Annotated in this window: 12 protein-coding genes; 10 read left to right on the forward strand and 2 right to left on the reverse strand. The window is 57.0% G+C overall.

The window, feature by feature from the left end; translation table 11 throughout:
* Positions 1 to 166 precede the first annotated feature (166 nt).
* Positions 167 to 616, forward strand: a complete 450-nt coding sequence (gene ivy / locus SCU88_RS04840) for an Ivy family C-type lysozyme inhibitor (RefSeq protein ID WP_138095894.1) — start codon at positions 167 to 169, stop codon at positions 614 to 616.
* Between the two features lie 45 nt (positions 617 to 661).
* On the opposite strand, the gene fadE is transcribed toward ivy, so the two are convergent.
* A complete protein-coding gene (fadE, locus tag SCU88_RS04845) occupies positions 662 to 3,106 on the reverse strand; it encodes an acyl-CoA dehydrogenase FadE (protein WP_175339318.1) in 2,445 nt (814 codons plus the stop codon).
* A gap of 224 nt (positions 3,107 to 3,330) precedes the next feature.
* On the opposite strand from fadE, the gene lpcA reads away from it, so the two are divergent.
* Both lpcA and SCU88_RS04855 read left to right on the forward strand, forming a co-directional pair.
* A complete protein-coding gene (lpcA, locus tag SCU88_RS04850; RefSeq protein WP_154777511.1) occupies positions 3,331 to 3,912 on the forward strand; it encodes a D-sedoheptulose 7-phosphate isomerase in 582 nt (193 codons plus the stop codon).
* Positions 3,913 to 3,961: 49 nt separating this feature from the next.
* Positions 3,962 to 4,729, forward strand: coding sequence for a class II glutamine amidotransferase (locus SCU88_RS04855; protein WP_175339319.1), 768 nt, complete (start codon positions 3,962 to 3,964; stop codon positions 4,727 to 4,729).
* Here the strand turns inward: SCU88_RS04855 and dpaA are convergent.
* Entirely contained in the window at positions 4,700 to 5,434 is a 735-nt protein-coding gene (dpaA, locus tag SCU88_RS04860) for a peptidoglycan meso-diaminopimelic acid protein amidase (protein ID WP_175339320.1), read from the reverse strand. The two genes, SCU88_RS04855 and dpaA, sit on opposite strands and share 30 nt — an antisense overlap.
* Positions 5,435 to 5,880: 446 nt before the next feature.
* On the opposite strand from dpaA, the gene SCU88_RS04865 reads away from it, so the two are divergent.
* The 7 genes from SCU88_RS04865 to nqrM are packed head-to-tail and all read left to right on the forward strand — an operon-like array spanning position 5,881 to position 11,952.
* Positions 5,881 to 7,224 (forward strand): Na(+)-translocating NADH-quinone reductase subunit A, encoded by a 1,344-nt coding sequence (locus SCU88_RS04865; RefSeq protein ID WP_175339321.1) that lies wholly within the window; start codon positions 5,881 to 5,883, stop codon positions 7,222 to 7,224.
* Positions 7,225 to 7,226: 2 nt separating this feature from the next.
* Positions 7,227 to 8,465 (forward strand): NADH:ubiquinone reductase (Na(+)-transporting) subunit B, encoded by a 1,239-nt coding sequence (locus tag SCU88_RS04870; protein ID WP_138095900.1) that lies wholly within the window; start codon positions 7,227 to 7,229, stop codon positions 8,463 to 8,465.
* Positions 8,458 to 9,249, forward strand: coding sequence for a Na(+)-translocating NADH-quinone reductase subunit C (locus SCU88_RS04875; RefSeq protein ID WP_138095901.1), 792 nt, complete (start codon positions 8,458 to 8,460; stop codon positions 9,247 to 9,249). The genes SCU88_RS04870 and SCU88_RS04875 overlap by 8 nt, the downstream gene beginning before the upstream one ends.
* The gene (locus SCU88_RS04880; RefSeq protein ID WP_168198780.1) at positions 9,242 to 9,880 is read left to right on the forward strand and encodes an NADH:ubiquinone reductase (Na(+)-transporting) subunit D; all 639 of its coding nucleotides are present in this window, start codon (positions 9,242 to 9,244) and stop codon (positions 9,878 to 9,880) included. Before SCU88_RS04875 ends, SCU88_RS04880 begins: the two co-directional genes overlap by 8 nt.
* A 3-nt stretch (positions 9,881 to 9,883) precedes the next feature.
* Positions 9,884 to 10,480 (forward strand): NADH:ubiquinone reductase (Na(+)-transporting) subunit E, encoded by a 597-nt coding sequence (gene nqrE, locus SCU88_RS04885; protein WP_138095902.1) that lies wholly within the window; start codon positions 9,884 to 9,886, stop codon positions 10,478 to 10,480.
* Between the two features lie 12 nt (positions 10,481 to 10,492).
* The gene (gene nqrF / locus SCU88_RS04890; RefSeq protein WP_138095903.1) at positions 10,493 to 11,716 is read left to right on the forward strand and encodes an NADH:ubiquinone reductase (Na(+)-transporting) subunit F; all 1,224 of its coding nucleotides are present in this window, start codon (positions 10,493 to 10,495) and stop codon (positions 11,714 to 11,716) included.
* An 11-nt stretch (positions 11,717 to 11,727) separates the two neighbouring features.
* On the forward strand, positions 11,728 to 11,952 hold the full coding sequence (gene nqrM / locus SCU88_RS04895; protein ID WP_138095904.1) for a (Na+)-NQR maturation NqrM: 225 nt from the start codon (positions 11,728 to 11,730) through the stop codon (positions 11,950 to 11,952).
* The last annotated feature ends 74 nt before the right edge of the window (positions 11,953 to 12,026 follow it).

Consider the following 12,026-nt stretch of genomic DNA (forward strand, 5'->3'; position numbering starts at 1 on the left):
CTGTAGCATGGGCGTAATAAAATAAGACGACATCATTATTGGGGTTACTGTGTTGGCGGCAGGGCGCGGGAAATTTGCATTACCGCCCCCTCTGGACCACCATTAAACCCGCAGCGGCAGTGACGCCGCGTTCTGACAGGGGGAATAGCATCCCCGGGAGAAAAGCATGTTAAAGAAAACACTCGCAGTAGCACTCTTTCTGGCAACGGGTAGCGCCATGGCGGCTGAAAGCGACCTGACGGTGAGTCAACTTGCCACTTCTCAGAGCACCAAAGCCGAATTTTCAAAGATGGTGGAAGGGCATACGTTGCCGGCATGGGTCACGAAAGGGGGAACCAGTACCGGAACCAAAGAGGTTCAACTGGGGGATAATCGTTACCTGGTGCTGGAATCCTGTAAACCACATGACTGCGGTAGCGAGCGCATTGCCGTGCTCTATTCGCCAAAGCTTAAGCGTATGATGGGGCTCTATTCCAGCGTTGATGAGGCGAAGGCGAGCGAACAGCTGGCGTGGCTGAATGTGGGCGATGCTGAATCCATTGACGGTAAAACCGTGCTTTATGCCGCGCTGACCGGCAGTCTGGAAAATCACCCCGACGCTTTTAACTTTAAATAATCAAAAAAGCGGAGCCCGGCTCCGCTTTTTTGACCTGCGCCTTCTTCAGGCCGCTTCTGAACTACGGTCGCTCCCTTCCCGGGCGGGAGGCTGCGTTGCCAGCGCCTCTGGCTCAAATTCATCCACGTTAATGGTACGCAGACGGCAGGCTTCGGCATAACGTAGCGTGGTGGCCTCATCCTGATTGATCCAGCCCTGACTCAGCGCCTGTTCTGCCAGTTTATCCAGCGCGGTAAAAGAGAGATGCTTACCCTGAGTTTTGCATAACCGCTGGTGGATTGGCTCTGCGGCCATGACTGCCTGCAGGGCTTCTTCCAACTGGCCGGCAGGATGATGTTCGCTGGGGGTCAGGTACTGGCCGCGGCCAATGCGCGAGCGGGTGGCGGACGGCGTCTGGAGGATCTGCGCCAGTTTGCTATCCAACGCATCCGACGGCGCGTAACAGCGGCGGCCCAGCGGCAGGGTGAGCAGCCGCAGCGAGGCTCCCACCAGGCGCTGTGGGAAGTTGCGCAACAGGGAATCAATAGCCTGTTCGGCCTGGAAAAGCGCATCCTGTACGCCCCAGTGTACCAGCGGCAGATCGGCCTGCTGGCGTCCTTCGTCGTCGTAGCGTTTCAGTATCGCGCTGGCAAAATAGAGCTGGCTTAGCACGTCGCCCAGGCGGGCGGAGATCCGCTCGCGCCGTTTCAGGCTGCCGCCCAGCAGCGCCATGGATACGTCCGACAGCAGCGCCAGTGCGGCGCTCAGTCGGTTGATCTGCTGGTAGTAGCGACGAGTGGCGTCCCGGGTTGGGGTGGCGCTGGTACGGCCATTGGTCAGCCCCAGCCAGAAGCTGCGCACCTTATTACTGCCTACGTGGCCGATATGACGGAACAGCAGACGATCGAAGGCATTCACATCATTACTTTCGGCCGCCGCCATTTCTTCCAGCAGGAAGGGGTGACAGCGGATAGCGCCCTGGCCGAAGATCATCATGCTGCGGGTCAGAATATTGGCGCCCTCGACGGTAATGGCGATGGGCGCTCCCTGATAGCCCCGGGCCACAAAGTTGCTCTCGCCCAGCATAATGCCCTTGCCGCCGGTGATATCCATGGCGTCAATAATGGCGCGCTGTCCGCGATGGGTGCAGTGATACTTGACGATGGCCGAGAGTACAGCGGGTTTTTCGCCCAGCATAATGCCGCAGGTCACCAGCGAGGCGGCGGCGTCCATTGCGTAAGCGTTACCGGCAATGCGCGCCAGCGGCTCCTCGATCCCCTCCATTTTGCCAATGGCAATTTTAAACTGGCGCCGGATATGGGCATAGGCGCCGGTGGCCAGCGCCACATTCTTCACACCACCGGTGGAGTTGGAAGGCAGGGTAATACCGCGTCCGACCGACAGACATTCCACCAGCATACGCCACCCCTGGCCCGCCATCTTAGGTCCGCCGATGATGTAGTCGATGGGCACAAAAATATCCTGGCCGCGGGTTGGACCGTTCTGGAACGGGACGTTCAGCGGAAAGTGACGCTTACCGATCTCCACGCCCGGCGTGCTGGTGGGGATCAGCGCGCAGGTGATCCCCAGTTCATCGCGATCGCCCAGCAGATGTTCGGGGTCGTCAAGCTTAAAGGCCAGACCCAACACCGTGGCGATGGGCGCCAGGGTAATGTAGCGCTTATTCCAGGTCAGACGCATCCCCAGCACCTGTTCGCCCTGCCAGTCGCCTATACAGACTACGCCGCGATCCGGAATGGCGCCAGCGTCCGATCCCGCTTCCGGGCTGGTCAGGGCGAAGCAGGGGATCTCTTCACCCCGCGCCAGGCGTGGCAGATAGTGATCCTTCTGCTCATCGGTGCCATAGTGCTGTAACAGTTCTCCCGGCCCCAGGGAGTTGGGCACGCCGACGGTGATGGCCAGAATGCCGGAAACCCCGGCCAGTTTTTGCAGCACCCGGGACTGGGCGTAAGCGGAAAACGCCAGTCCGCCGTACTCCTTCTGAATGATCATCGCGAAAAAGCGATGCTTTTTCAGGTATGCCCACAGCTCTGGCGGCAGATCGGCCATTTCATGGGTGATCTGGAAGTCATTAGCCATACGACAGGCTTCCTCCACCGGGCCATCCAGAAACGCCTGTTCTTCTTCGGTCAGTCGCGGCTGCGGATAGTTATGTAGCCGGTTCCAGTCCGGGCGGCCGCGAAACAGTTCGCCTTCCCACCAGGTCGTTCCGGCATCGATAGCCTCTTTTTCGGTACGCGACATCGGAGGCATGACCTTGCGAAAGGCTCGCAGCAACGGTGCTGAGATTAGCCTCTGGCGCATGGGCGCCAGATTAAAGAGCAGCAGAATAATCGCCAGCGGCACCAGCAGCCACGGTGTCCAGATGCCAACGGCGCCGAGCAAAGCCGTCCATGCCAGAAGTATGATGCTACTCAGCGCCAGATTAATGCGGTGATAAAAGAGTGCGCTGAGCAGTACGAGGGTTGCAACGATACTCAACATCATCATAGAAGCGGCTCCCGTCTTTTTAAGAGGTCAGACCAGTCATTACTATGGTTGTAGTCGAGGTGGTTGCTTTTAGCAATTTATTCACAAAACAATTACAACAATGCTCACAGAATGACCGCACAGAACCACAAAACATTGGGCTGAACCTCGCGGTTACGCTTCTCGCTTCTGATGCTATCCGGTACACTTCACTATGTGATTAGATCAGGCTGAAGGATATCCTCATGTACCAGGACATGATTCGTAGTGAACTGAACGAGGCCGCGGAAACGCTGGCTAACTTCCTGAAAGATGATGCAAATATTCACGCTATCCAGCGGGCGGCGGTAATGCTGGCGGACAGCTTTAAAGCGGGCGGTAAGGTGCTGTCCTGCGGTAACGGTGGTTCCCACTGTGATGCCATGCACTTCGCTGAAGAACTGACCGGGCGCTACCGTGAAAACCGCCCGGGATATCCGGCCATTGCGATTTCGGACGTCAGCCATCTCTCCTGCGTCAGTAATGACTTTGGCTACGACTATGTTTTTTCTCGCTACGTTGAGGCTGTCGGTCGCGAAGGCGATGTGCTGCTGGGGCTGTCCACTTCCGGTAATTCGGCTAACGTCATCAAAGCCATTGAAGCCGCGCGCGCTAAAGGAATGAAAGTGATCGCGCTGACCGGTAAAGACGGCGGTAAGATTGCAGGTACCGCGGATATTGAAATTCGCGTGCCGCATTTTGGCTATGCCGATCGTATTCAGGAGATCCATATTAAAGTGATCCATATCCTGATGATGTTGATCGAAAAAGAGATGGTGAAGGCGTAAGTCTGTGGTGCCCCCGACGGGAGCGCGGGGGCTGGCAGGGGAGGTTGTCATGTGTGAACTGCTCGGGATGAGCGCGAACGTACCGACCGATATCTGCTTTAGCTTTACCGGTCTGGTGCAGCGCGGTGGTGGTACCGGGCCTCATAAAGACGGCTGGGGTATCACCTTTTATGAAGGCAAAGGGTGTCGCACCTTTAAAGACCCGCAGCCTGGTTATAACTCGCCCGTCGCAAAGCTGGTGAAGGAATACCCGATCAAATCCTGCTCGGTGATAGCCCATATTCGTCAGGCCAACCGCGGCAAAGTGGCGCTGGAAAATACCCATCCCTTTACCCGTGAACTCTGGGGCCGTAACTGGACCTATGCCCATAACGGGCAGCTCAAGGGGTGGCGGGAACTGGAGACCGGGAATTTTCGCCCGGTGGGTGAAACCGACAGCGAGCACGCATTCTGCTGGCTGCTCAATCAGATGGCGCAGCGCTATCCACGAACGCCTGGCAACATGCCAGCAGTGTTCCGCTTCATTGCCGGACTGGCGGCTGAACTGCGTGAGAAAGGGGTCTTCAATATGCTGCTCAGCGATGGGCGCTACGTGATGGCCTGGTGTTCCACCAACCTGTTCTGGATCACCCGGCGCGCGCCGTTTGGCGTAGCGACGCTGTTGGATCAGGATGTGGAGATCGACTTTCAGCGGGAAACCACACCGGATGATGTGGTGACGGTGATTGCGACCCAGCCCCTGACTGGTAATGAAACCTGGAGCCGGATCGCACCGGGAGAATGGGTCCTATTTTGCCTCGGCGAGCGCGTTATTTGAGGCAAACAGAGATGGAGAAGCCGTTGCGCTCGGCGGCTGCTCATTCACCACATACTGGCCGTTGTTGACGGAAACCACCGGTGGCATATGGTATTTATTGAAGTAGTCATAGCCCGGTTTTAGCTGTTTCCAGAAACCCGCGTAGTAGGAGTGCTTATGGCGCTCCATATTGGCGTCGGTCATGCGGAACGGATAGATACTGACCTGGACCCGCGACTGACCGAACAGCAGGGCGCCGGTCACAAACTGGAAGATCTCATCGATTCCGGTATCCGTCATGGCGTAGCAGCCTACAGAAACACAGGCGCCATGGATCATCAGGTATTTCCCGTCATAGCCGTTCTGACGATCGAATTCATTGGGGAAGCCGATATTGATGGCCTTATAGAAGCGGCTGTCTGGCTTAAGCTGGCTGCGATCGACGCTGTAAAATCCCTCCGGGCTCTTAAAGTCGCCCATACGGCGCTTCGGCCCTAAACCGCCGGAGTAGTTGCAGATGTTATAACTGCTGAGAAGCTGGTACTTTTCCCCGTTTTTGACATAGAGCTCAAGGATGCGCTCCTGCTTGAAGATCTGAATATAGACCGGGGAGCCCATATATTGCTGTTTGCCGGGAAGAGGGGGGCTCCCCTGACCGCTGAGCAGGCCAGCGAATGACAGGCACGGCATTAAAAGTATCGCAATGAAGAGTGCGATTTTACGCATACTGCTGGTTCCTTGATAAACCTGATGAAGCAAACAGGCCCGGGAGGCCTTAAAGCGGTAATAAAGACGGAAAACCCGATTTTATGCGCTCACATTATCACCGCCGGGGAATTTAGCAAGCGCTTGCTTACCGCTTTTACAATTTCGCGATTCCCGGTACGCTAACGCAGATTAAACCGGTTTCTGAAAGTTTGCGTGTCTGTTCGCAAATACGACCCTATAACCTCAGTAGTTCTGCTGGTTGTAGAGTAATTAATGCTAAAATCGGCCGCGATGATGATGTGCGGAATAGAACGGACGCTTTTCCAGTGTTCATGCTCGGTGAACCTCTGTGGTCATGATGCCACCTTCCTTCTTTTCCGTATGGCGGACACGATTAATTTATTCGCTCGGGCGCCTCCCTGATTGCGGCGGCGCGATAACGATCAACCATACGTGATGACTTTATGATCAAAATTAAAAAAGGGCTTGATTTGCCAATCGCTGGCCAGCCGGAACAGCGAATTGACGAAGGGCCAATGCCTGACCGCGTGGCCGTGCTCGGAGAGGAATATGTGGGCATGCGTCCCTCTATGCTGATCCGCGAAGGGGATCGGGTACGTAAAGGGCAAGCGCTCTTTGAAGATAAAAAGAACCCTGGGGTTATGTTTACCGCGCCGGCCAGCGGTACCATTGAAGCCATTAACCGCGGTGAACGCCGGGTATTGCAGTCGGTGGTGATTGCCGTTGAGGGCGATGAGCGGGTTACTTTTGATAAGTATGAACCGGCACAGCTGGCGTCGCTGTCCCGCGAAACCGTGACTCAGCAACTGCTGGTTTCCGGGCTATGGGCCGCGTTGCGTACCCGCCCGTTTAGCAAGTCACCGGTGCCGGGTAGCGTTCCGGCAGCTATTTTCGTGACCGCCATGGATACCAACCCGCTGGCCGCCGACCCTCAGCCGATTATCCAGGCGCAGCGCGCCATGTTTGACGCTGGCCTCAGCGTGCTGACGAGCCTGACGGACGGTAAAGTTCACGTCTGCCAGGCAGGCGGCGGCAAACTGGGGGGGCATCCTGCCGCGCAGGTCACCTTCAATGAATTTGCCGGTCCGCATCCCGCCGGGCTGCCGGGCACCCATATTCACTTCCTGGAGCCGGTGAGCCTGCAGAAATGCGTCTGGCACCTGAACTATCAGGACGCGATCGCCATCGGCAAGCTGTTCGTCGAAGGCGAACTGTGGACCGAGCGGGTGGTTGCACTGGGGGGGCCGCAGGTGGCGCGTCCGCGCCTGTTGCGCACTCAGCTCGGCGCGTCTCTGGAGCAGCTTACCGCGAATGAACTGCTGGAAGGGGAGAACCGGATTATCTCCGGCTCGGTGCTGAGTGGTCGTCAGGCCAGCGGTCCCCACGCTTTTTTGGGGCGTTTCCACCTGCAGGTAACGGCGCTGAAAGAAGGGCGTGAAAAAGAGTTGTTCGGCTGGGTTGCGCCGGGGAGCGACAAGTTTTCCATCACCCGCACCACAGTAGGCCATTTCCTTAAGCATAAATTGTTTAACTTCTCCACCGATACCAACGGCGGCGAGCGTTCCATGGTGCCCATCGGCAACTATGAACGGGTGATGCCGCTCGATATCCTGCCCACCATGTTGCTGCGCGATCTGCTGGCTGGGGATGGCGATAGCGCCCAGTCGCTGGGCTGTCTGGAGCTGGACGAAGAGGATCTGGCGCTCTGTACCTATGTCTGCCCGGGAAAATATGAGTACGGCCCGGTGCTGCGCGAGGTCTTAACCCGCATCGAGCAGGAAGGATAACGATGGGCTTAAAGCATCTGATTGAAAAACTGGAACCGCACTTTACCGGCAGCGGCAAACTGGTTAAGTATTATCCGCTCTACGAAGCGGCGGCCACCATCTTCTATACGCCAGGCACGGCGACGCGCGGGGCATCCCACGTGCGTGACGCTATCGACCTGAAGCGCATGATGATTCTGGTCTGGTTCTCGGTCTTCCCGGCTATGTTCTGGGGCATGTACAACGTTGGGCATCAGACCCTCCAGGCGCTGGGCAAGCTTCATGGGTCGGAGCAGCTACAGCAGGTTATCGCAGGAGACTGGCACTATCAGCTGGCGCATTTCCTGGGCGCCAGTTTTGCCCCGGATGCCGGCTGGATAAGCATGATGGTCATCGGCGCCGCCTTCTTCCTGCCCATCTACATGACGGTATTTGTGGTCGGGGGCTTCTGGGAGGTGCTGTTCTCTATCATCCGCAAGCATGAAATTAACGAAGGCTTCTTCGTTACCTCGATTCTGTTTGCGCTGATCGTTCCGCCGACGCTGCCGCTGTGGCAGGCGGCGCTGGGCATCTCCTTCGGTGTGGTGATTGGTAAAGAGATCTTCGGCGGCACCGGGCGTAACTTCCTGAACCCGGCGCTGGCGGGGCGCGCTTTCCTGTTCTTTGCCTATCCGGCGCAGATCTCCGGCGACCTGGTCTGGACCGCGGCGGATGGTTTTTCCGGCGCTACGCCGCTTTCCCAGTGGGCTAGCGGCGGCGGTGAGGCGCTGGTCAACGTTGCGACCGGTCAACCAGTTAGCTGGATGGACGCCTTCCTGGGCAACATTCCGGGCTCTATTGGCGAAGTCTCTACGCTGATGATTCTGATTGGCGGCGCGATCATTCTGTTCGCCCGTATCGCCTCCTGGCGTATCGTCGCTGGCGTGATGCTGGGGATGATCGCGACTGCCGCGCTGTTTAACGCGATTGGCTCCGACACCAACCCGCTGTTCGCCATGCCGTGGTACTGGCATCTGGTGTTGGGCGGTTTCGCCTTCGGCATGATGTTTATGGCGACAGACCCGGTCTCCGCCTCCTTTACCGATAGAGGCAAGTGGAGTTACGGCATTCTGATCGGCGTGATGTGCGTGCTGATTAGGGTGGTCAACCCGGCCTATCCTGAAGGAATGATGCTGGCGATTCTGTTCGCCAACCTGTTCGCGCCGCTGTTTGACTATCTGGTGGTGCAGGCCAACATCAAGCGGAGGAAGTCGCGTGGCTAATAAAGGAAACGATACCATTGGTAAAACCCTGCTGGTGGTGCTGGTTCTCTGCCTGGTCTGTTCGGTGGTGGTGGCTGGCTCCGCGGTAGGACTTAAGTCGCGTCAGCAGGAGCAGAAACAGCTCGATAAGCAGCGCAACATTCTGGACGTGGCGGGCTTAATGCAGCCGGGCATGACCGGCGATGATGTGAAAAGCGTCTATAGCGAGCGTATTTCTCCGCGCCTGCTCGATTTGGCCAGCGGTGAGCTGCTGGATAAAGACCCAACCAGCTTTGATCCCGCGAAGGCGCTGCGCGATCCGCAGCAGAGCATGACCCTGAGCGCCAGCCAGGATCCGGCAGGCATCAAGCGCCGTAGCAATATCGTCGAAATCTATCTGGTGCGCGACGAGCAGAAAAACGTGCAAGAGCTGGTGCTACCGATTTACGGCAACGGACTATGGTCGATGATGTACGCCTTTGTGGCGCTGGATACCGACGGCCGCACCGTGAAAGGCATTACTTACTACGATCAGGGGGAAACCCCGGGCCTGGGTGGGGAAGTGGAAAACCCGAGCTGGCGCAGTCAGTGGATTGGCAAAAAGGTACTGGATGACCAGGGCAAGCCTGCGATTCGCGTGATGAAAGGCAGCGCTCGTCCGGGAGACGAGTACGCGGTGGACGGTCTGTCCGGCGCGACGCTGACCTCTAACGGCGTACAGCACAGTTTTGATTTCTGGATGGGGGAAAACGGCTTTGGTCCCTTCCTGAAACAGGTTCGTGAAGGAGTGCTCAACAATGGCTGAAATGGGCGATATGAAAGAGGTTAAGCGGGTTCTTGTCAGCCCGCTGGTGGAAAATAACCCCATCACCCTGCAGATTCTTGGGATCTGCTCGGCGCTGGCGGTAACCACCAAACTGGAGACCGCCTTCGTGATGGCGATTGCCGTGACCCTGGTCACAGCCTTCTCCAGTATGTTTATTTCGATGATCCGTAAGCAGATCCCCAGTAGCGTACGTATTATCGTGCAGATGGCGATCATCGCTTCGCTGGTTATCGTGGTGGATCAGATTCTGCGGGCCTTTGCGTATGAGATCTCCAAGCAGCTGTCGGTGTTCGTTGGCCTGATTATTACCAACTGCATCGTAATGGGCCGCGCCGAGGCTTATGCCATGAAGTCGCCGCCGCTGGCGAGCTTTATGGATGGTATCGGTAATGGCCTGGGTTACGGGGCGATTCTGCTGGTCGTCGGCTTTGTGCGTGAGCTGTTTGGCAGCGGTAAGCTGTTCGGCGTCACCGTGCTGGATACGGTACAGAACGGCGGCTGGTATCTGCCGAACGGCCTGTTCCTGCTGGCCCCCAGCGCCTTCTTCCTGATCGGTCTGCTGATCTGGGCGCTACGAACCCTGAAGCCGCAACAGCAGGAGAAGGAGTAAGTGATGGCTCACTATATTAGTCTGTTCGTACGTGCGGTGTTCGTCGAGAACATGGCGCTGGCCTTCTTCCTGGGGATGTGTACCTTCCTGGCGGTATCGAAGAAGGTCTCTACTGCCTTTGGTCTGGGCGTGGCGGTGACCGTGGTTCTGGCGATTTCGGTGCCGGTCAACAACCTGATCTATAACCTGGTGCTGCGCGACGGCGCGCTGGTGGAAGGGGTGGATCTCAGCTTCCTGAACTTCATCACCTTTATCGGCGTTATCGCAGCCCTGGTGCAGATTCTGGAGATGATCCTCGATCGCTTCTTCCCGTCGCTCTATAACGCGCTGGGGATCTTCCTGCCGTTGATTGCGGTGAACTGCGCCATCTTTGGCGGCGTCTCCTTTATGGTTCAGCGCGATTACAACTTCCCGGAATCCATCGTCTACGGCCTGGGCTCCGGCATTGGCTGGATGCTGGCTATCGTCGCGCTGGCGGGTATTCGCGAAAAGATGAAATACTCCAGCGTGCCGGCAGGGCTGCGCGGGCTTGGGATCACCTTTATTACCACCGGATTGATGGCGCTGGGCTTTATGTCATTCTCCGGTGTGCAGCTATAAGGGGCGTAACTGATGGAAATTATTCTTGGCGTAGTCATGTTTACGCTGATCGTACTGGCGCTGGCGCTGCTGATTATCTTTGCCCGCTCAAAGCTGGTGAACTCCGGCGACGTGCTGATTGAGATCAACAATGAAGCGGACAAGCAGTTCCATTCGCCGGCTGGCGGTAAGCTGCTTAACACGCTGGCCGATCAGGGGATCTTTATCTCCTCAGCCTGTGGCGGTGGGGGCTCCTGCGGTCAGTGCCGGGTCACAATCAAAGAAGGCGGTGGCGATATCCTGCCGACCGAGCTTTCGCATATCACTAAACGCGAAGCCAAAGAGGGCTGTCGTCTGGCCTGTCAGGTCGCGGTAAAACACGATATGAAGCTCGAACTGCCGGAAGAGATCTTCGGGGTGAAGAAGTGGGAGTGCGAAGTTATCTCTAACGATAACAAAGCTACCTTCATCAAAGAGCTGAAACTGAAGATCCCGGAAGGGGAAGTGGTGCCATTCCGTGCCGGAGGGTACATTCAGATCGAATGCCCGCCCCATAAAGTCGCCTATGCCGACTTCGATGTGCCGGATGAATATCGTGAAGACTGGGACAAGTTCAACCTGTTCCGCTACGTATCTGAAAGCAATGAGCAGGTGGTGCGTGCCTACTCCATGGCGAACTACCCGGAAGAGAAGGGCATTATTATGCTCAACGTGCGTATCGCCACGCCGCCGCCGCGCCTGCCTGATGTCACGCCGGGGATTATGTCTTCCTATATCTGGTCGCTGAAACCGGGCGATAAGGTGACGATTTCCGGGCCGTTTGGCGAATTCTTCGCGAAAGAGACCGAAGCCGAGATGGTCTTTATCGGCGGTGGCGCCGGTATGGCGCCAATGCGCTCCCATATCTTCGACCAGCTTAAGCGTCTGAGTAGCAAGCGTAAGATCAGCTTCTGGTACGGCGCCCGTTCGCTGCGCGAAATGTTTTATCAGGACGAGTTCGAACAGCTGGCGCGTGAAAATCCGAACTTCACCTTCCACGTTGCGCTCTCTGAGCCGCTGGAAGAGGATAACTGGACGGGTCATACTGGCTTCATCCACAATGTATTGTATGAGAACTATCTGCGCGATCATCCGGCACCGGAAGATTGTGAGTTCTATATGTGTGGACCGCCGGTAATGAACGCGGCGGTGATTAAGATGCTGAAGGATCTCGGCGTGGAGGATGAAAACATCATGCTCGACGACTTCGGCGGCTGATGGAGGCCGAAATGCTAACGGTATTTCTGGCGAGCTTCGCCATCTTCGCTCTGGTGATTCTGGGTATGTCGCTGGGCTACATCGTGAAACGCAAGTCGTTGCAGGGGAGCTGTGGCGGCATCGGTTCACTGGGCCTGGAAAAGGTGTGCGACTGTCCGGAGCCCTGTGATGCCCGTAAAGCGCGCACCGCAGCGGCGGAGCGACGGCAGAAGCTGGAGCAGGATCGGATTCTGTAACCCGATATCTGAAGGCCCGGAACATTTCCGGGCCTTGTTATTTTTTTGCCTTCTTCCTCCCTGTCACTCGATCT

This window comes from Jejuibacter sp. L23 (assembly GCF_050815825.1).
Classification (GTDB): domain Bacteria; phylum Pseudomonadota; class Gammaproteobacteria; order Enterobacterales; family Enterobacteriaceae; genus Jejubacter; species Jejubacter calystegiae.